The organism is Halomonas garicola (genome assembly GCF_055382465.1).
Window position 1 is genome coordinate 2,327,630 of record NZ_AP043931.1, and the last position, 18,347, is coordinate 2,345,976.

Below are 18,347 nucleotides of genomic sequence, written 5' to 3' on the forward strand. Positions count from 1 at the left end.
CCGTTATCCGCCGGCTTTTTGACGTGCGTCAACAACCCGGCTACCACCCGGGAGGAAACGTTGCGGGGTCTAAGGACTTGTGAAGCGTGAACGGCAGCGGCGCTTTCTTGACGTGCATCAAGGCAAGGCCGGCGCTAGCCGGCAAGACTGTAAAGAGGCATTCGCGGCACGGGGTTGATACCTGCCCGGAACCCACTCGACATTCAGGAGACACCATGGCGTCAGGCACTGCTCGTCACCCCGCGCGAAAGGCGCGTCACGCCGCAGGCGCAGCGCTCGCCGCCTGCCTGCTGGCAGCGGCCCTGGCGGGAAGCGCGGCCGCCGACGGCGGGCTTTCCGCCGCGCGCAAGGCCGAGCTCGACACCCTGCTCTATCAGGACTGCGGCTCCTGCCACGGCATGACCCTGCGGGGCGGGCTGGGCCCGGCGCTCGACGCCGAGCGCATGCGGGCCTACGGCGAAGACGGCCTGACGGCGCTGATTCTCAACGGCGTCCCCGGCACCGCCATGCCCGCCTGGAAGTCGCTGCTAAGCGAGCAGGAAGCTCGCTGGCTGGCCGACCAGCTCCAGCATCACAATGCCTTGAAAACATCAGGTTCTGAAAAACCGGCCGCCACAGGAGACACGCCATGACGTTTGTGCCCCACCGCTTTATCCGCCGCCGGCCTTTCCCCCTTGGGGCGCTGGTCGCCGCCTCGGCCCTCGCCCTGCTGGCAAGCGGGGCCCCGGCGGTCGCCGCCGACGAACTGCGCGGCACCGGGGACCTGGGCGTGATCGTCGAGCGCGCTTCGGGCCGCGTGGCCGTGGTGGACACCAGCGCCCGGGAGGTGCTCGAGCGGATCGACGGCCTGGGCGATCTCTCCCACGCCTCGGTGAAGTTTGCCCGGGACGGGCGCTTCGCGTTTATCTTCGGCCGCGACGGCGGGCTCAGCCGGGTGGACCTGCTGAGCGGCGAGATCACCCACCGCATCATCCAGTCGGGCAACAGCATCGGCGGGGCGATTTCCCAGGACGGCTCGCTTGTCGCCGTAGCCAACTACGAGCCCGGCGGCGTGCGGGTGTTCGACAGCCGGACCCTTTCGCCGGTGGCCGAGTTTCCCGCCCTCTACGAGGACGAAAGCGGCGAGGAGCAGCGCTCCCGGGTGGTGGGGCTGGTGGACGCGCCGGGCAATCGCTTTGTCTACAGCCTGTTTGACGCCGGCGAAATCCGCGTGGTGGATATGAATCGGGAGCCGGGCGCGGGGGAAGCTGAGGGCGGCGAGGAGGCGTTTGACGTCACGCGCTTTGCCGACATCGGCAAAAAGCCCTACGACGCGCTGATCGGCCCGGACGGGCGCTACTACATCGCCGGGCTGTTCGGCGAGGACGGCCTGGCACTGCTGGATCTATGGCATCCGGAAGACGGCGTCAAGCGCATCCTCCCCGACTACGGCCGCGGCGAGGAGCGCCTGCCGGTGTACAAGATGCCCCATCTGGAAGGCTGGACCATGGCCGGGCGCCAGGCGTTCTTCCCCGCCGTTGGCCGCCACGAGGTGCTGGTGGCGGATACCGCCGACTGGTCGCTTGCCGAGCGCATCCCCGTCCACGGCCAGCCGATCTTTGTCATGAGCCGGCCGGACAAGCGCCAGCTGTGGGTCAATTTTGCCCACCCGGACAACGACGTGGTGCAGGTGATCGACACCGAAAAACGCGAGGTGATCGCCACGCTCTCGCCGGGCGAAGCGGTGCTGCACATGGAGTTTTCGCCCAAGGGCGAGCAGGTGTGGGTATCGGCCAGGGACAGCGACCGGGTGACGGTGTACGACACCCGCACCCTTGAGGAAGTCGCCCGGCTGGAAAGCGAGTCGCCCAGCGGGATATTTTTCACCCACCGGGCGCACCGCATCGGGCTTTAGGCGGACATCAGCCGCGCGGGCGGCGGTCGCCTTCGAGGAAGTTGGCGGTAAAGGCGGCCTTGCCGTAGGTCTCGAACGACCACTTCATCAGCGCGGAAAGCGCGTCCATGACCGCGTCGAACTCGCCAAATACCTGGGTGCTCATGCGGTTGGAGTAGACTTCAAGCCCGCTGGCTTCCAGGCGTTTGACCACTTCCCGAACCGGCTGCTTGTAATCGTCTTTCAGCGGATAGTAGCTAAGCTGCACGGATAGATACATAACACCTCCTAGGTTGCCTGTGGCAGGCTCCACGCTAACACAGAAGGGAGCGCCGGCGGCGCCACCGCCTCAAAACAGCGACAGCTGCGCCTCGGGCGCCGGCTCGGCCAATCGGTAGCCCACGCCCAATAGCCGCACCGGGCGGCGGCCGCGCTGCCAGCCGGCGTCGAGCAGCGCGGCAAAGGGGGCGTCGTCCAGCACTGCGCCGGCGTGTTCCACGGTGGTCTGGGTGAAGTCGTTGAACTTGATCTTGACCATGGCCCCGCGCACCCCGGGCGGCGGGTCCAGGCGCCGGTAGCGGCGCGCCAAATCGTCGATCAGCGTCGGCAGCTCGTCGTGGCAGGCGGCAAGCGTGGGCAAATCCCGGGGGTAGGTCTGCTCGGTGCTCACCGACTTGCGCTCGCGGCGGGTTTTCACCGGGCGCTCGTCGATGCCCCAGCTCAGCTCGTAAAGCCGCTTGCCAAAGCTTCCGAAGTGCTCGGCAAGCTCGGGGAGCGTGCGCTTGCGCACATCCGTGCAGGTTTCAATGCCCAGCGCCCTGAGCTTTTCGCCGGTGCGCGGCCCCACGCCGTGGATCTTGTTCACCGGCAGCGCGCGGACAAAGTCGTCGATGGCGTCAGGAGGGACCACGCAGAGCCCGTCGGGCTTGTGCCAGTCGCTGGCAATCTTGGCCAGAAACTTGTTGGGCGCCACGCCGGCGGACACGGTAATGCCCACCTCTCGGGCGACCCGGGCGCGGATCGCCTGGGCCATGCGGGTGGCGCTGCCCTGGTGGGCGTTCACCCCGGTCACGTCGAGGTAGGCTTCATCCAACGACAGCGGCTCGATGCGCTCGGTGACGTCGCGGTAGATGGCAAACACCTCCTGGGCCACCGCCTTGTATTTGGGCATGTCGCCGCGAATCACGGTGAGGTGCGGGCAGCGCTTGAGCGCCTGGGCGGTGGGCATGGCCGAATGAATCCCGTATTCTCGGGCCGGGTAGTTGCAGGTAGCGACCACGCCCCGGCGCTCGACGCTGCCGCCGATGGCAATGGGGATGTCGGCAAGCGCGGGGTTATCGCGCATCTCCACCGCGGCATAAAAGCAGTCGCAGTCGCAGTGGATGATCTTGCGCACCGGCGGCGCGGAAAGTGTCATACCCGGGCCGGCTCAGGTGCCGCAGAAGGTGCGCAGCACGCGCTCGCTGGCGGTGGCCGGCGCGGCCAGACGCCGGGCGTCGGCCGTGTCGTCGAAGGGCGCGATAACCACGGCGAGCAGCGCGTAAAACGGCTGATAGTCGCCCTCTTCGGCGGCGCTGATGGCCTCCTGCACGCGGTGGTTACGCGGGATGATGATCGGGTTGGCCCGGCGCATGGCGGCAAGCCGCTCGGCGTCCTCGCCGGCCACCTGCTCGCCCTGCCACCGTGCGAGCCATTCCGCCACCTCCCCGGGCGCCTCGCCGAGCGCCAGCAGATCGTCGCGGCGCGCCTCACCGGGGTCGGCGGCGAAGTGATAAAGCGCGTCAAACGTTGCGGTCATGTCCATCTTGCCCCGCTGCATGGCGTCTTCCAGCGCTTCCATCAGCGGCGCGGCGCGCTCGCTGTCGGCGGCAAGGCCGAGCTTGTCGGCGCTCACTTTTCTGCGCGCCTCGGCAAAGACTTCGTCGAAGCGGCGCAGCACCGCGGTGGCCTCGTTCACCCGCTCGTTTTCCTCGCCCTCCATGAGCATCAGCAAGCACTCGGCCAGCCGGGCCAGGTTCCACTGGGCAATGGCCGGCTGGCGGGAAAAGGCGTAGCGCCCGCCCTGGTCGATGGAGCTATACACCTTGTTCGGGTCGAACGCCTCCATAAAGGCGCAGGGGCCGTAGTCGATGGTTTCGCCGGCGATGCTGGCGTTATCGGTGTTCATGACGCCGTGGATAAAGCCCACGCCCATCCAGCGCGCGACAAGGTACGCCTGGCGGCGCATGACGGCGTCAAACAGCGCCAGGTAGCGGGCGTTGCCGCTTTCTTCCCGTATCGAGGGGTAATGACGCTCGATGGCGTGCTCCACCAGCGCTCCGAGCGCCTCCATATCGCCCCGGGCGGCGGCAAACTGAAAGGTGCCCACGCGGATATGGCTCGCCGCTACCCGAGTGACCACCGCCCCCGGCGCCGGTGGCATGCGCATTACCCGCTCGCCGGTGGCAACCGCCGCCAGCGCCCGAGTGGTGGGAATGCCCATGGCGGCCATGGCTTCGCTGACCAGGTACTCGCGCAGCACCGGCCCCAGCGGCGCGCGGCCGTCGCCGCCCCGGGAATACGGCGTGCGCCCGCTGCCCTTGAGCTGAATGTCCCGACGCTCGCCGTCGGCGTCAAACGCCTCGCCCAGCCACAGCGCCCGGCCGTCGCCGAGCTTGGGCACAAAGTTGCCGAACTGGTGGCCGGCGTAGCCAAGCGCCATGGGCCTGGCCCCGGGCAGCAGCTCGCTGCCGCTGAAATAGCGCGCCAGGGTGGCATCGTCGGGCTGCTCGTCCATGCCCAGCTCGCGGGCAAGCGCGGTATTGAAGACGATCAGGCGCGGATCGGCGGCGGGCGCCGGCTCGCAGGCGGCCCACAGCGAGGCGGGAAGCTCGGCGTAGCGGTGGTGAAGCGTGAACACAAGGCTCTCCTCGATCAAAGTCGTCGGGCAAAACAGACAGGGGGTAAAACAAAAGCCGACCGCTCAGGCCGCGCCGCTGGCCTGCTTCAAATGGCCCACGGCCTGCTCCAGCACCGGGGTCAGCGGCGCGCGCCACTTTTCCGTGAGCAGCGGGTCGGCCCGGGTCACGCCAAGCGACAGTGAAGCCAGCGGCATGCCCCGGGCGTGGGCCTCGCGGAAAAACCGGTAGCCGGAGAAGACCATCAGCGAGGTGCCCACGGCCAGGCCGGCGTTGGCGCGGAAAAGCCCGTCGAGGGCGGCCTCCCGGCGCGCCCGGGGCACGACGTCACCGTAGTACACCACGTCGGGCTTGAAAATGCCGCCGCAGCGGCGGCAGTCAAGCACCCGGAAGGTGCTGAAGTCGAGCTCCAGGTCGGCGTCGCCGTCCGGGGCGTGGCCGGCGTCGAGCCCGGTGAAGGCCGGGTTGTGGCGCGCCATCTCGGCGTGCAGAGCATAGCGCATCATCTTGTAGCCGCAGCTCATGCAGCTCACGGTATCGGCGCGGCCGTGCAGGTCGATGACCCGGCGGGAGCCGGCGCGCTGGTGCAGACGGTCGACGTTTTGCGTGACCAGCTGCTCGACAAAGCCCATGGCTTCAAGCTCGGCCAGCGCCCGGTGAGCGCCGCCAATTCTCGCCTCGCGCATGGCCTCAAAGCCCACCAGCGCCCGCGCCCAGTAGCGCCGGCGCACCGCCCTTGAGGTCATGAAGTCGCGATGCAGCACCGGCGGCGAGCGCTTCCATTGGCCCCGCGCGTCGCGGTAGTCGGGGATGCCGCTGTCGGTGCTCACCCCGGCGCCGGTAATGATCCACAGGCGCTTTTCGCGCCGGATAAAGTCGGCCAGCGCTTCGCCGGCGCGGGCAACGGCCTCTGCGGTGTGGACGCTTTGCATCAATTTCCCCCTAGGCAAGGCAGGCTCCCCTCGACGATACTGGGCTCAGGTCCCGTTATACTACGCTATGACTCGTTTTTACCGGAGGATGTAACATGCAGCGCGATCATGAAATCGTTATCGTCGGCGGCGGCATGGTAGGCGCTGCGCTGGCTGCTCGGCTGGGTTACGCGGGTGTCAACGTGGGGCTTGTCGAACGCGGCGACGCGCCCGCCGAGCCCCGGGGCGATTTTGACCTGCGTATCTCGTCGCTGAACACCCGTTCGCTTGCCTTTATCGAAGCCGGGGGCACCCGGATTCCTCCGGACCGCAGCTGCGTGTTCCGCCATATCGAAGGCTGGAACCAGGACGGGCGCGGCCACAGCGTCTTTTCCGCCGCCGACAGCGGCCTTGACGACTTCGGCCGCTTCGTCGAAAACAAGGCCCTGCAGTACGCCCTCTGGCAGCAGCTTAAGCGCCTGCCCGGCGTGACGCTCTACACCCGCTGCGCGCCGCTTTCCACGGTGGCCGGCCACCAGGCCCGGCTGCTGGAGCTGGACAGCGGCAAGACGCTCTCCGCCGCGCTGGTGGTCGGCGCCGACGGCGCCAGCTCGCGCCTGCGCGAGCTGGCCGGCATCGAAGTTAGCACCTACGACTACCGCCAGCGCGCGCTGATCACCAACGTCGAAACCGAGCTCCCCCAGCAGGACGTCAGCTGGCAGTGTTTCACGCCTACCGGGCCCATGGCCATGCTGCCGCTGCCCGGCCACCACGCCTCGCTGATCTGGTACGACCGCGACAGCACCACCCGGGCCCGGGAGATGCTAAGCGACGACGCGCTTGCCCGCGCCATCGAGGCCGCCTTCCCCCCGCGGCTGGGCAACATTCTGCGCGTGACCGGGCGGGCGAGCTTTCCCATCAAGCGCCAGCACGCCCGGCGCTACGTCGGCAAGCGCCTGGCGCTGATCGGCGACGCCGCCCACGTCGTCCACCCGCTGGCGGGCCAGGGGCTGAACATCGGCCTGCACGACGCCGACACCCTGGCCGAGCTGATTCTTGCCCGACGCGACGCCGGCGACGCCCGCGCCCTGCGCCGCTTTGAAATCAAGCGCCGGCTGGCCAACCAGGCCATGCTCGCCGCCACGGACAGCTTCCACCATCTCTTTACCGGCGCCCGGCCGCTGCGCCAGCTCGGCGACTGCGGCCTGACCCTGGCCGAGCGGCTGCCCGCCGCCAAGCGCATGATGTCGCGCCAGGCCAACGGGCTGAACCCGTTTTCCCGCCGCTGAGGCGACGACAGGCTAACCACAGAGTTCTGGAGCGTTTATGCCCCGCTATCCGCATCACCTTGACGGCGACGGCCCGCACAATCCCTTCCCCGGCATCAGGGTGCTGGAGCGCAAGCTCGGCCACGCCATCCCCCACCGGCTGGGCGCCAACGAGGGGCTGGACATGCCCCACCGCGCCCTGCGCGAGCGCTTCGGCGACGCCGCCGTCGAGCACGCCTACGGCTACGGTGACGCCGAGGCTCTGGGCGTGCGCCAACGGCTTGCCGCGCAGCAGGGCATCGACCTTGAGACCCTGATCGTCGACGCCGGCGCCGACAGCCTGATCGCGCTCTCGCTGCGCGCTTTGGTGGCGCCGGGCAACGCGGTCATCGCCACCGCGGGCACCTACCCCACCTTTGGCTACTTTGCCCGGGGCCACGGCGCCGAGGTGGTGGAAGTCGCCTACCGTCAGGCCCCCGGCGTGCTCGCCCCGGACCTCGAGGCCCTGGCGGACGCCGCCCGACGCCACAAAGCCCGGCTGGTCTATCTGGCCAACCCGGACAACCCCGGCGGGCACCTGCATACCGACGCCGACGTGGCCGCCCTGCGCGAACGGCTGCCCGAGGACTGCTGGCTGCTGCTCGACGAGGCCTACGGCGACTTTCGTAATGATGCCTCAGACGGCTCTCTTGCCCGGGCGCTACCCGGCGTGGTGCGCCTGCGCACCCTGTCCAAGGCTCACGGCCTGGCCGGGCTAAGAGTCGGCTACGCCATTACCGAGCCCTGGGTGGTGGCGCTGATGATGAAGGTGAGGATCCACTACGCGGTGTCGACGCTGACCCAGGCCATGGCCGAAACCGTGCTCGACCACCCGGACGAGACCCGGGCGCATATCGACGGGGTGAAGGAGCGCCGCGAGCGCCTTGCCGCGCATCTGCAGCGTCTGGGCGGCGAAGTGCTGCCCAGCGCCACCAACTTCGTCGCCCTGCGGCTGAAAAGCGCGGAGGCGGCGGCGCGGGTCCACCAGGCGCTGCTGGGCGAGGGCAAGCTCATCGCCCGCCCGGGCCACCCGGACATCGCCAGCCTGCTGCGCATTACCGCCGTGGAGGACGCCCTGGCCCCCGGCCGGCTGGCAACGCTGGAAGCGGAACTAAGCGCTAGCTGACTCAGGCCTAACTGACCCGAGTGTAGCCGCCCTCGACGCCGTGCTTGCTCAGCACCAACTGCCACAGCTGCAGTTCCCGGGCGCGGAAGCCCCCGGCGCAGCTCAGCAGGTAATAGCGCCACATGCGGTAGAAGGTATCGCCGTACGCCTCGCGGAACTGGGGCCAGCTCTCGCAGAAGTTGTCGTGCCAGGCCATCAGAGTGTGATCGTAGTCGGCGCCAAAGTTGTGCACGTCTTCGAGCACGAACAGGCCATCGACGGCCTCGGCGATACGGTTGAACGAGGGAATTTCGCCGTTGGGGAAAATATACTTGTCGATCCAGGGATCCGGCGGCGTGGAGGCCACGTTCTTGCCGATGGTGTGCAGCAAAAACATGCCGTCCTCTTTCAGGCAGCGGTTGGCCACTTCCATGAACTCGCGGTAGTTCTTGCGCCCCACGTGCTCGAACATGCCGATGCTCACCACGCGGTCGAATTTTTCGGTTTCTTCGCGATAGTCGCGCAGGCGAAACGCCACCGGTAACCCCTGCTTCATCAGCCGCTTGCCGAACTCGGCCTGCTCTGTGGAAATCGTCAGTCCCACGCACTCAACGCCGTAGTGCTCGGCGGCGTAGGCCATGAAGCTGCCCCAGCCGCAGCCGATATCCAGCACGCGCATGCCGGGCTCAAGGCCCAGCTTGCGGCACACCAGTTCGAGCTTCGCGGCCTGGGCGTCGTCCAGGGTGGCCGCGTCTTTCCAGTAGCCGCAGGTGTAGGTCATGCGCCCATCGAGCATGGCGGCGTAGAATTCGTTGCCCAGATCGTAATGTTCCTGGCCCACCTGCCAGGCGCGCTTGGCGCTTTGTAGGTTGAGCAGGCGGGCGCGCAGCGCGTGATACGCAAGCTGGGTAGACTTGACCCGGCGGTTGAGCCGGGCACGCATCAGGCGATAAAAAAACTGGTCCAACGCCTCGGCTTCCCAGTCGCCGTGCATGTAGCTTTCGCCCAGCCCCAGGTTGCCCCGGGACAGGGCCTGCTCGATCACCCCCGGCGCCTTTAGCTGAATGTCCCAGGGGCGGTCGCCGTTGATGCGGATATCGGCTTCGGCCAGCAGCGCCTCGGCATAGCGGTGGGTCGACGAGGCCGGATCAAAATACGTATCTCGTTTGACTGTCATTGGAACAAGACCACCCAAGCATCGTGAGAAACTTTAAGCTTTATCCAGGCAACATGCCCTTGCATAGCATGCTACCTACTTGCTCACCCCTGGACCACCTCACTTTCGTCGACGGCAATCGGCGTCAACGGTAGCCGGCGTTAGCGTAAAATCAGCGCCGGAACATGCGCGTTGCGCAGCATGCTGGTGGTGGTGCTGCCCACCAGAAAATGGCGGATACGCGAATGACCGTAGGCGCCCATGACGGTAATGTCGATGTTGTTGTCGGCCTCAAAGGCATGCAGCGTGGCTTCCACTTCGCCGGCGCGGATAGTGCCCTCGGCATGAAGCCCGGCCTGCTGCAGCAGGTCCACCGCCCAGGCGAGCGCCATGCGGTGCTCGGCGGTATCCGCCCCCACGGATACCACGTGGCAGGCGACCCCCTGAAACAGCGGGCTTTTGGCCAGCATTTCCACGCCCTTGCGGGCGGTCTTGCTACCGTCGAAGGCGATCATGACGTTTTCCGGCGTCTTGAAGCCGGTACGCGGCACCATCAAAATCGGCCGGCGCAGCTCGCGCACCACGCGCTCCAGGTTCGACCCCAGATGGCCGCTGGCCTGGTCGGCGTTTTCGCCGCGCTTGCCCAGCACCAGAAGGCGCGTCTGGCTTTCGTACTCGGCCAGGGTATCCACCAGGGTGCCGTTGCGCTGGCGCGGTCGGGCATCGCTCACGCCCTTGTCGCCGGCCCGGCGGCAGGCCTCGTCAAGCATCAGCCGTCCCTGCTCACGATTGATCCGGGCGCGCTTTTCGTCAAGCTCGGCAAGCTCGTTGAGCAGCGTTTCCCGGGCGCCCAGGCGCAGACTGCCGGACAAATCGGGATCTTCCACCGTTGGCGGGTGGTTATCCACGGCGTGCAGAAACATCAGCGGCGCGGCTAGCATCCGGCTGGCCCAGGCGGCGTAATCACAGACGCTTGCAGAAAAAGACGAGCCGTCGATCGCGGCCACTACGTGTTCGGTCATCCTGGTCTCCAGATTGGCGGCCCCGTTGGGCGGGTCCGGCTTGCCGGCGTGCTGCCTGCCGGGCCTTGTAGGGCGTGTAGGCTAGCCCATGAGCTTTTCTACCGCTTCGGCGTCGTTATGGATCGCGTAGCGGTCAACGATGGTGGCGCTGGCTTCGTTCAGCCCCACCAGGTTCACCCTGGTGCCTTCCCGGCGGAACTTGATCACCACCCGGTCCAGGGCCTGTACCGCGCTGATATCCCAGAAATGCGCCCGGGACAGATCGATGGTCACCTCGTCGACGCTTTCCTTGAAGTCAAACGCCGCGCCAAAGCGTTCGCAGGAGGCAAAGAACACCTGCCCTACGACCTGGTACTCCCGGGCTCTGCCGGCTTCGACCTCGTGCGAACCAATATAGAGGATATTGCCCACTTTGTTGGCAAAGTTCATCGCCGCCAGCAGAACGCCGACGAAAACGCCCAGCGCCAGGTTGTGGGTGAACACGGTTACCGCCACCGTGGCGAGCATTACCATGTTGGTACTCATGGGGTGTTTTCTCAGGTCGCGGATGGACTCCCAGCTGAACGTGCCCACGGAAACCATGATCATCACCGCCACCAAGGCGGCCATGGGAATCAGCGAGACAAAGTCCGACAGAAATACCACCAGCAACAAAAGGCCGATACCCGCCACCAGCGTGGAAGTACGCTGGCGCCCGCCGGATTTCACGTTGATCACCGACTGGCCGATCATCGCGCAGCCGGCCATGCCGCCCAAAAGCCCGGCACCGAGGTTGGCAATGCCCTGGCCCTTGCACTCGCGATTCTTGTCGCTCGGGGTATCGGTCAGGTCATCGACGATGGTCGCCGTCATCATCGACTCCAGAAGCCCTACCACGGCGAGCATCAGCGAATAGGGAAAAATGATCCTGAGCGTTTCCAGGTCAAGCGGCACATCGGGCCACAGAAACACCGGCAGGCTGTCGGGCAGCTCGCCCATATCGCCCACGGTGCGAATGTCCATGCCGGTCGCCAGATACACCGCCGTGAGCACCAGAATGCACACCAGCGGCGAGGGAATTGAAGTACCCACCCGGGGCAGGTAGGGGAAGCCGTAGATGATCGCAAGCCCCGCGGCGGTCATGGCGTAGACGTGCCAGGTCACGCCGGTGAGCTCGGGCAACTGGGCCATGAAGATCAAAATCGCCAGGGCGTTGACAAACCCGGTGACCACCGAGCGCGAGACAAAGCGCATGAGATCGGCGAGGCGCAGGTAGCCGGCGAGTATCTGCAGCACGCCGGTGAGCAGCGTCGCGGCAAGCAGGTACTCAAGCCCGTGCTCCTTGACCAGGGTGACCATGAGCAGCGCCATGGCCCCGGTGGCCGCCGAAATCATGCCCGAACGCCCGCCGGCAAAGGCAATGATCACGCAGATGGCAAAGGACGCGTACAGCCCCACCTTGGGGTCGACGCCGGCGATAATGGAAAAGGCAATGGCTTCGGGAATCAGCGCCAGCGCGACGACGATGCCCGACAGCACATCGGCTTTCAGGTTGGAAAGCCAGGTTTGCTTGAACGACTCGATCATTGATCCGTCCCGCGGTTGGAAGGTTAAAGCACGTAAAAGAGCAACAGGGCCGCGCATTCTACCTGCCCGACACGCCTCTTGCATGTGCGGGCTCCCGGGCGCCTTACGCGTCCGGCGGAAAGCCCTGGTTGGCCAGATAGCGACGCCAGCGCATTTCCATACGCCGCTCGATCAGGCTCTTGATCACCAGAGTGCCGATCACCAGAGCGCCACCGATAAAGGCAAGACTGGAGGGCTGCTCGCCGAGCAGCCACCAGACCCAGAGAGTGCCGGTGACGGTTTCCAGCAGGAACAGCAGGCTGACTTCCGCGGCGGGCAGATATAGCGGGCCGCGCTGGATCAAGGTAAAGCCGATAGGAATCAGGATCAGGCACAGCAGAATCAAGTATTTGGCTTGATCTGCGTTAGGCAATGCCCAGCCGCCGCTGGCGAGCCAAGGGGACAGCAGCGCCACCATCAGCCCCGCCAGCACCAGCATGGGGCTCATGTCCACGCCCGGACGGGTGCGACAAAGGGTAAAGTTGGCCGCCAGGGAAAGCGCTGCCAGCAGGGCGAAACCATTGCCGATCCAGGAGCCCGCGCCGGCGTCGTCGAAGACGATCAGCGAGGTGCCGAACAGGCACAGGACGATAGCGACCCAGGTGCGAAGTGGCTGACGCTCATGCAAGAAGAAACGCGACAGCAGCGCGGCGATCAAGGGCGCCCCGGCCAGGATCATCAGCACGTTGCCGCCCTTGGTGTACTGATTGCCCAGCACGAAGCCAAAGTTGGAAAGCGTAAAAAGCCCCACCACGCCGAGCCCTACCAGGCCACAGCGACGAAACACCGTCAAGGTCCGGCGACCGCTGCGCAGTACCACGATGGTAAAGAATCCGATCGCCGTCAGAAGCCCCCGCCAGAACAGCATCTGGCTGTCCGGCAGATCGATCAGCTTGATAAGAAGCGCATCCGGGGAAATGATCAAGGGCCCCGCCGCGGTGATCAGAAGACCCTTCTGGCGGCGGGAAAGCGATTGCGTCATGCGTCGGGTGTTACCTCGGTTGAAATCCCTGAGTCAGGCCCCCGGCCGGAGTCGGAACCAGCGCCCGCGCCGCCATCTGATGAAGTTCCTTTTGTTTTCATGTGCTTAAATGCCTCCATGATATCCATGGGCAGTGGAAACACAATCGTCGAGGCATTTTTATTGCTCATGTCGCTCATGGTCTGCAGATAGCGCAGCTGCAGCGCGGCGGCGTTTTCGTTCATGACGTTGGCCGCCTCCACCAGTTTCGCCGCGGCCTGCTGCTCGCCCTCGGCATGAATCACCTTGGCCCGGCGCTCGCGCTCGGCCTCGGCCTGGCGCCCGATGGCGCGGATCATGCTCTCGTCCAGATCCACGTGCTTGATCTCCACGTTGGCGACCTTGATGCCCCAGCTCTCGGTGGAGCTGTCGATGATCTCCTGGATGTCGTCGTTGAGCTTGTCGCGCTCGGAGAGCATTTCGTCCAGGTCGTGCTTGCCCAGCACCGAGCGCAGGGTGGTTTGCGCCAGCTGGCTGGTCGCCACGATGTAGTTTTCCACCTGGATAATGGCTTTTTCCGGGTCCACCACGCGGAAGTACAGCACCGCGTTGACCTTCACCGTGACGTTGTCCTGGGAGATGACGTCCTGCTCGGGGACGTCCATGGTGATCACCCGCAGGTCGACCTTCTGCATCGACTGAATCAGCGGAATCACGATGATAAGCCCGGGCCCCTTGACCGCCTGATAGCGCCCCAGGAAAAACACCACGCCGCGCTTGTATTCCGGCAGAATACGAATCGACAGCGCGATCAGCAGGACCAGTAGAACGACGGGGACAAGATACGGAAGCATCATGAGTCAACTCCTTCAGTTAACGATTCGTCAAAGGCCTGACGCTGTCTCCCAGCCTAGCAGCAATGCGCCCTGCCGTGGCCGCGGGCCGGCAGGGTGACGTTTTCCGCCCGCTTGGCGTACCATTACGCAGCGTTCGCCGCCGCGCGTTCACCCCCTTCAGCGATCAGTTTAAGGAGCACGAAATGAGCCAGTCTATTGCAGTCATCAAGGGCGACGGCATTGGCCCCGAGATCATGGATGCCACCCTGCGCGTACTCGACGCGCTGGACTGCGGCTTTACCTACGACATCGTTGATGCCGGCCTGGGGGCGCTCGAGCAGCACGGCACGCTGGTTCCCCGGTCCTCGCTGGACGCCATCGAAAAGCACGGCCTGGCGCTCAAGGGCCCGCTGACCACGCCCATCGGCAAGGGGTTTTCTTCGATCAACGTGCAGCTGCGCCGCCACTTTGACCTCTACGCCAACGTGCGCCCGGCGGTCAGCTTTCCCGGCACCCGCTCGCGCTATGACAATATCGACATGATCACCGTGCGCGAAAACACCGAAGGCGCCTACATGTCCGACGGCCAGGAAATGCTCGACGACGGCAATACCGGGATTTCGCAAATCAAGGTAACGCGCAAGGGCTCCGAACGCATCGTCCGCTACGCCTTCGAGCTGGCCAGGAAAAACGGCCGCAAGAAGGTCACCGCGCTGCACAAGGCCAACATCATCAAGACCGCCTCGGGCCTGTTCCTCGACGTGGCCCGGGAAATCGCCAAAGAATATCCGTCGATCGAGTTCGAGGAAATGATCGTGGATAACGCCTGTATGCAGCTGGTGATGGACCCCTACCAGTTCGACGTCGTGGTCACCACCAACCTGTTCGGCGACATCACTTCAGACCTCTGCGCCGGCCTTGTTGGCGGGCTGGGCCTGGCGCCCGGGGCGAACATCGGTGAACACGCGGCCATCTTCGAAGCCGTTCACGGCTCGGCGCCGGACATCGCCGGCAAGAAGATCGCCAACCCCTGCGCCCTGCTGCTGGCCGCCGCCCAAATGCTCGACCACCTGGGGATGAACGACAAGGGCACCGCCATCCGCGAGGGCATCCGCGACGTGCTGGAAAAGCGCCGCGACATGGTCACCCCGGACATGGGCGGCAGCGGCACCACCGATACCTTCGCCGACGCGCTGGTGGAATACGCCACCGCCCGCGCCTGAGACGCCAACCGTCAGGGAGACACGCCATGAGCACACCCCGCCTCGGATTTATCGGCATCGGCCTGATGGGCGCCCCCATGACCCGCCGTCTGCTCGGGGCGGGCTTTGACGTCACCGTATGGAACCGCTCGGCGGACAAGGCCCGCGCGCTCGAAACTGACGGCGCGCGGGTGGCATCAAGCGTTGCCGAGCTCACCCAAAGCGTTGACGTCATCATGCTGTGCCTGGCCAACACCGCCGTGGTGGAAGAGGTGATGTTTGGCGAAGGCGGCGTGGCCGATGCCGGCAGCGCGGAGCAAACGCTGGTGGACTTCTCCAGCAGCGACCCGGCGGCCACTAGGGACTTTGCCCAAAAGCTGCAGGAGGCCTGCGGCATGGCCTGGGTAGACAGCCCGGTCTCCGGCGGCGTTGCCGGCGCCGAGGCCGGCAGTCTCGCCATCATGTGCGGCGGCGAGGCCGAAAGCATGGCCGCGGTTGAGCCGCTGCTGGCCCCGCTTGCCGCCCGCGTCACCCACATGGGGGCGGTGGGCAGCGGCCAGGTCACCAAGGTGTGCAACCAGATGGTGGTGGGCTGCCAGGCGGCGGTGCTGGCCGAAATGGTAGCGCTGGCCGAGTCCAGCGGCGTGGACGCCACCCTGCTGGTGGAGGCGCTATCCGGCGGCTTTGCCGACTCCAAGCCGTTTCAGATCCTCACCCCGCGCATGGCAGCGGCAAACTACGCCGCGCCGCCCTGGCACCTGCGCACCCTGCTCAAGGATCTCGACATGGCGGTGGCCCAGAGCCAGCGCAGCCACAGCGCCACCCCCATGAGCGGCCTGGCCGCCCAGCTGATGCGCACCCACGCCACCCACGGCCACGCCGATGACGACCCGGCAACGCTAGTGAAAAGCTACCGTGCGCCTGAAAGCTGAGCCCGCTCGCGTTATGGGGCGGCTAACCGCTCAACCCAGCCAGACGTCAAGAAACAACATGATCACCAGCCCCAGCGCAAGGCCCAGCGTGGCCTTGTTCTGGTGCCCGCTGCGGTGGGTTTCGGGGATAATCTCATGGCTGATGACGTACAGCATGGCGCCGGCGGCAAATGCCAGCCCCCAGGGCAGCAGCATCTGTGAAAGCGTCACCACGCCGGCGCCAAAAAGCCCGCCCAGCGGCTCAATCAGCCCGGTTAACGTGGCAATACCCACCGCGCGCCAGCGTGAATATCCTTCGCCCATCAGCGCCACGGCTACCGCCAGCCCCTCGGGCATGTTTTGCAGGCCGATCCCGATAGCCAGCGGCATGCCGCCCGTCAGGCCGTTCGCGCCAAAGCCCACGCCCACCGCCAGCCCTTCCGGCAGGTTATGGATAGAAATGGCGAACACGAACAGCCATACCCGGCGCAGGGATGCCGCTTCCGGCCCTTCGCGTCCCTGGGTAAAATGCTCGTGGGGCAGGCGCTCGTTTAACAGAGCAATGGCGCCCATGCCGAACAGAATCGCCAGGCATACGATCAGTGCCGGCACGGCACCGTTGGCATAGTGCTCATCGGCCGCCGCCAGCGCGGGAATAATCAGCGAAAAGAAAGACGCCGCCAGCATGACCCCGGCAGCGAAGCCCAGCGCCAGATCACGAAATGCTCGCCCGGGCGCTTTGCCTGCCAGCACCGGCAGCGCGCCCACGGCGGTCATCATGCCGGCCACCAGGCTGCCCAGAAATCCCAATAAAAGTGTACTTTGCATGATACATCAGCCCGGTTGCCTGCTTTTGCCGTCGCGGCGTGGGCGCGTAGTTTAACGCGCCCGGGGCTTCAGGGCGATTTGCGTGCCCGCTGAATACGCTGCAGCCAGCGCTGGCGGGCGTAGCTCTGCAGGTTGTCCACGCGGTCGGTCTCATCGACGATCTCCTGGCCCAGCAGGGTTTCGAGCACGTCTTCCAGGGTGATCAGCCCCACGAAGCTTCCGTGGGCATCGTAGACCGCGCGCATGTGGTGGTTATCGCCGAGCATGGCGGCAAACGCCTGCTCGACGTTTTGCTCCGCCTCCAGCCGGCCAATGGGATGCATCATCGAGGACATGGTGGCGTCCGGCTCGGCCTGGTACATATCCACCTTGTGCACGTAGCCAAACGCCTGTTCGCCTTCGTCCATCACCGGAAAGCGAGTAAACGGCGCCTGCCCGTATTCCTGCTCGAACTCCTTTACCGTCATGTGCGGCAGCACCGTCTGGCACACGATGCGCGGCGTCATCGCCCGGGACACGGGGATTTCGTGCAGGTTGAGCACGTTGGTAATGGTGCGGGTCTCGTCGGCGTCGAGCACGTTCTTCTCCTGGCCTACCCGGGCCAGCACCTTGATCTCGTCGCGCAGGTCGATGGCGTTTTCTTCCTGCCCGCCCAGACGCCGGGTAATCTGTTCGGACAGCCAGATAAACGGCAGCAGCACGGCGGTCATCACGCGCAGCACCGGCGGCAGCATGACCGCCAGACGCTTCCAGTGGGTAGCGCCCAGGGTCTTGGGGATAATTTCGGAAAATACCAGGATCAAAAACGTCATCACTGCCGAGACCATACCCACCCAGGACTCGCCGAAGACGGCTGCCGCCCGGGCCCCCACGGCCGTGGCGCCTACCGTATGAGCAATGGTATTGAGGGTGAGAATCGCCGCCAGCGGGCGATCAATATTGGCCTTAAGGCGTTCGAGGGAGGCGTGCAGCCCCGGGTTGTCCTCACGCTGGCGGGCAATGAAGCTCGGCGTGATCGACAGCAGGACAGCCTCGAGCACCGAGCACAGAAACGAAAAGCCGATGGCGAAAACGGCAATGATGATCAGCAGCAGCATGGGCCCTCGGCGCGGTCAGGTATCGCGCTGTTATAGACGGCCCGTGCGTTGACCGTCAAGGCCCGGCCGTTGCGATACCGAGCCTTGCTTCCCTCCTCTTCTCAGGGTATCAGGGTCTGTGCCGCTTCCAGGTACGTCTGGCCGCTGTCGGCCACCTGCTCCGGCGCACCGGTTTCCGAGCCCACGTGAACTTCCTCGAGCGATACAGCCATGCCCTCCACCTCATCATCGATTTTCGCCAGGGCGTTTTCCAGCGTATAGCTCAGCTGATGGATCTCGGCCAGCTGCTCGTCGTCCAGCGTATCGGCCTTTAGCAGCTCGGCCAGGCGCTGGTTGCCCTCGGAGAAGTTGGTTACCGCGGCTTCCAGCGTTTCTGCGGGCTTGCCGTCGAAATGATCGGGGCGGTCGTTGTCATCTGCGGCGGCGGTGCCGGTGACCAACAGCGCGGCGAACAGCGTCATGGCAAAATTTTTCATCTTTGTCTCCCGTTGAAAAGCGGTTCTCGTTAACAATAAATCGCGCGGCCGGTGGCCACACAGCGAATGAACAAGGTAAGGCGAACAATTCGCATTAACTATAGTAAACAACGAAAGGCGTAGCGCAAGCGGTTTCGTTCGCCGCAACGCGGGGCTATGA

The 18,347-nt window shown here is 65.5% G+C and carries 18 protein-coding genes; 6 read left to right on the forward strand and 12 right to left on the reverse strand.

All coding sequences use genetic code 11. From position 1 onward, the window contains the following. The first annotated feature begins 215 nt into the window (after positions 1 to 215). Both ACZ46Y_RS11200 and ACZ46Y_RS11205 read left to right on the forward strand, forming a co-directional pair. Positions 216 to 632, forward strand: a complete 417-nt coding sequence (locus ACZ46Y_RS11200) for a c-type cytochrome (RefSeq protein ID WP_311954915.1) — start codon at positions 216 to 218, stop codon at positions 630 to 632. Beyond that, positions 629 to 1,894: a cytochrome D1 domain-containing protein gene (locus ACZ46Y_RS11205; protein WP_311954914.1), complete on the forward strand. Its 1,266-nt coding sequence runs from the start codon at positions 629 to 631 to the stop codon at positions 1,892 to 1,894. The genes ACZ46Y_RS11200 and ACZ46Y_RS11205 overlap by 4 nt, the downstream gene beginning before the upstream one ends. Positions 1,895 to 1,901: 7 nt before the next feature. Here ACZ46Y_RS11205 and ACZ46Y_RS11210 read toward each other — a convergent pair whose 3' ends face one another. The 4 genes from ACZ46Y_RS11210 to ACZ46Y_RS11225 all read right to left on the reverse strand — a co-directional run bounded on the left by ACZ46Y_RS11210 (position 1,902) and on the right by ACZ46Y_RS11225 (position 5,702). Then, positions 1,902 to 2,153: a YkoF family thiamine/hydroxymethylpyrimidine-binding protein gene (locus ACZ46Y_RS11210; RefSeq protein WP_311954913.1), complete on the reverse strand. Its 252-nt coding sequence runs from the start codon at positions 2,151 to 2,153 to the stop codon at positions 1,902 to 1,904. A gap of 69 nt (positions 2,154 to 2,222) precedes the next feature. Continuing rightward, a complete protein-coding gene (gene dinB, locus ACZ46Y_RS11215) occupies positions 2,223 to 3,269 on the reverse strand; it encodes a DNA polymerase IV (RefSeq protein WP_311954957.1) in 1,047 nt (348 codons plus the stop codon). A gap of 33 nt (positions 3,270 to 3,302) precedes the next feature. After that, complete coding sequence (locus ACZ46Y_RS11220; RefSeq protein ID WP_311954912.1) at positions 3,303 to 4,772, reverse strand: protein adenylyltransferase SelO; 1,470 nt, start codon at positions 4,770 to 4,772, stop codon at positions 3,303 to 3,305. Positions 4,773 to 4,835: 63 nt separating this feature from the next. After that, positions 4,836 to 5,702, reverse strand: coding sequence for an NAD-dependent protein deacetylase (locus tag ACZ46Y_RS11225; protein ID WP_311954911.1), 867 nt, complete (start codon positions 5,700 to 5,702; stop codon positions 4,836 to 4,838). A gap of 95 nt (positions 5,703 to 5,797) precedes the next feature. Here ACZ46Y_RS11225 and ACZ46Y_RS11230 point away from each other — a divergent pair, with 95 nt between their 5' ends. Together ACZ46Y_RS11230 and ACZ46Y_RS11235 are read left to right on the forward strand one after the other, a co-directional pair. Beyond that, positions 5,798 to 6,970, forward strand: a complete 1,173-nt coding sequence (locus ACZ46Y_RS11230) for a UbiH/UbiF/VisC/COQ6 family ubiquinone biosynthesis hydroxylase (RefSeq protein ID WP_311954910.1) — start codon at positions 5,798 to 5,800, stop codon at positions 6,968 to 6,970. A gap of 37 nt (positions 6,971 to 7,007) precedes the next feature. Beyond that, a complete protein-coding gene (locus ACZ46Y_RS11235) occupies positions 7,008 to 8,114 on the forward strand; it encodes a pyridoxal phosphate-dependent aminotransferase (protein WP_311954909.1) in 1,107 nt (368 codons plus the stop codon). Between the two features lie 7 nt (positions 8,115 to 8,121). Here the strand turns inward: ACZ46Y_RS11235 and cfa are convergent, their stop codons facing one another. The 5 genes from cfa to ACZ46Y_RS11260 form a co-directional block, all read right to left on the reverse strand. Beyond that, entirely contained in the window at positions 8,122 to 9,270 is a 1,149-nt protein-coding gene (gene cfa / locus ACZ46Y_RS11240) for a cyclopropane fatty acyl phospholipid synthase (RefSeq protein WP_311954908.1), read from the reverse strand. 140 nt (positions 9,271 to 9,410) lie between these two features. Continuing rightward, positions 9,411 to 10,271, reverse strand: coding sequence for a universal stress protein (locus tag ACZ46Y_RS11245; RefSeq protein WP_311954907.1), 861 nt, complete (start codon positions 10,269 to 10,271; stop codon positions 9,411 to 9,413). An 81-nt stretch (positions 10,272 to 10,352) separates the two neighbouring features. Next, positions 10,353 to 11,837 (reverse strand): SulP family inorganic anion transporter, encoded by a 1,485-nt coding sequence (locus ACZ46Y_RS11250; RefSeq protein WP_311954906.1) that lies wholly within the window; start codon positions 11,835 to 11,837, stop codon positions 10,353 to 10,355. A gap of 103 nt (positions 11,838 to 11,940) precedes the next feature. Then, a complete protein-coding gene (locus ACZ46Y_RS11255) occupies positions 11,941 to 12,858 on the reverse strand; it encodes a DMT family transporter (protein WP_311954905.1) in 918 nt (305 codons plus the stop codon). Further along, positions 12,855 to 13,694 (reverse strand): slipin family protein, encoded by an 840-nt coding sequence (locus ACZ46Y_RS11260; RefSeq protein ID WP_311954904.1) that lies wholly within the window; start codon positions 13,692 to 13,694, stop codon positions 12,855 to 12,857. Before ACZ46Y_RS11260 ends, ACZ46Y_RS11255 begins: the two co-directional genes overlap by 4 nt. 182 nt (positions 13,695 to 13,876) lie before the next feature. On the opposite strand from ACZ46Y_RS11260, the gene ACZ46Y_RS11265 reads away from it, so the two are divergent. Together ACZ46Y_RS11265 and ACZ46Y_RS11270 are read left to right on the forward strand one after the other, a co-directional pair. After that, complete coding sequence (locus tag ACZ46Y_RS11265) at positions 13,877 to 14,896, forward strand: isocitrate dehydrogenase (protein ID WP_311954903.1); 1,020 nt, start codon at positions 13,877 to 13,879, stop codon at positions 14,894 to 14,896. Positions 14,897 to 14,922: 26 nt separating this feature from the next. Next, positions 14,923 to 15,807, forward strand: coding sequence for an NAD(P)-dependent oxidoreductase (locus ACZ46Y_RS11270; protein WP_464380039.1), 885 nt, complete (start codon positions 14,923 to 14,925; stop codon positions 15,805 to 15,807). Positions 15,808 to 15,837: 30 nt separating this feature from the next. Here ACZ46Y_RS11270 and ACZ46Y_RS11275 read toward each other — a convergent pair whose 3' ends face one another. The 3 genes from ACZ46Y_RS11275 to ACZ46Y_RS11285 all read right to left on the reverse strand — a co-directional run bounded on the left by ACZ46Y_RS11275 (position 15,838) and on the right by ACZ46Y_RS11285 (position 18,187). Then, positions 15,838 to 16,614, reverse strand: a complete 777-nt coding sequence (locus ACZ46Y_RS11275; RefSeq protein ID WP_311954902.1) for a ZIP family metal transporter — start codon at positions 16,612 to 16,614, stop codon at positions 15,838 to 15,840. A gap of 68 nt (positions 16,615 to 16,682) precedes the next feature. Next, positions 16,683 to 17,711 (reverse strand): CNNM domain-containing protein, encoded by a 1,029-nt coding sequence (locus tag ACZ46Y_RS11280; protein ID WP_311954901.1) that lies wholly within the window; start codon positions 17,709 to 17,711, stop codon positions 16,683 to 16,685. Between the two features lie 101 nt (positions 17,712 to 17,812). Next, complete coding sequence (locus tag ACZ46Y_RS11285; RefSeq protein ID WP_311882911.1) at positions 17,813 to 18,187, reverse strand: DUF6746 family protein; 375 nt, start codon at positions 18,185 to 18,187, stop codon at positions 17,813 to 17,815. Positions 18,188 to 18,347 lie beyond the last annotated feature (160 nt).

Coding starts and splice junctions, on each gene's coding strand:
- ACZ46Y_RS11200 (WP_311954915.1), top strand. CDS start 216: ATGGCGTCAGGCACTGCTCGTCACCCCGCGCGAAAGGCGCGTCACGCC.
- ACZ46Y_RS11205 (WP_311954914.1), top strand. CDS start 629: ATGACGTTTGTGCCCCACCGCTTTATCCGCCGCCGGCCTTTCCCCCTT.
- ACZ46Y_RS11210 (WP_311954913.1), bottom strand. CDS start 2,153: ATGTATCTATCCGTGCAGCTTAGCTACTATCCGCTGAAAGACGATTAC.
- ACZ46Y_RS11225 (WP_311954911.1), bottom strand. CDS start 5,702: ATGCAAAGCGTCCACACCGCAGAGGCCGTTGCCCGCGCCGGCGAAGCG.
- ACZ46Y_RS11230 (WP_311954910.1), top strand. CDS start 5,798: ATGCAGCGCGATCATGAAATCGTTATCGTCGGCGGCGGCATGGTAGGC.
- ACZ46Y_RS11235 (WP_311954909.1), top strand. CDS start 7,008: ATGCCCCGCTATCCGCATCACCTTGACGGCGACGGCCCGCACAATCCC.
- cfa (WP_311954908.1), bottom strand. CDS start 9,270: ATGACAGTCAAACGAGATACGTATTTTGATCCGGCCTCGTCGACCCAC.
- ACZ46Y_RS11245 (WP_311954907.1), bottom strand. CDS start 10,271: ATGACCGAACACGTAGTGGCCGCGATCGACGGCTCGTCTTTTTCTGCA.
- ACZ46Y_RS11250 (WP_311954906.1), bottom strand. CDS start 11,837: ATGATCGAGTCGTTCAAGCAAACCTGGCTTTCCAACCTGAAAGCCGAT.
- ACZ46Y_RS11255 (WP_311954905.1), bottom strand. CDS start 12,858: ATGACGCAATCGCTTTCCCGCCGCCAGAAGGGTCTTCTGATCACCGCG.
- ACZ46Y_RS11260 (WP_311954904.1), bottom strand. CDS start 13,694: ATGATGCTTCCGTATCTTGTCCCCGTCGTTCTACTGGTCCTGCTGATC.
- ACZ46Y_RS11265 (WP_311954903.1), top strand. CDS start 13,877: ATGAGCCAGTCTATTGCAGTCATCAAGGGCGACGGCATTGGCCCCGAG.
- ACZ46Y_RS11270 (WP_464380039.1), top strand. CDS start 14,923: ATGAGCACACCCCGCCTCGGATTTATCGGCATCGGCCTGATGGGCGCC.
- ACZ46Y_RS11275 (WP_311954902.1), bottom strand. CDS start 16,614: ATGCAAAGTACACTTTTATTGGGATTTCTGGGCAGCCTGGTGGCCGGC.
- ACZ46Y_RS11280 (WP_311954901.1), bottom strand. CDS start 17,711: ATGCTGCTGCTGATCATCATTGCCGTTTTCGCCATCGGCTTTTCGTTT.
- ACZ46Y_RS11285 (WP_311882911.1), bottom strand. CDS start 18,187: ATGAAAAATTTTGCCATGACGCTGTTCGCCGCGCTGTTGGTCACCGGC.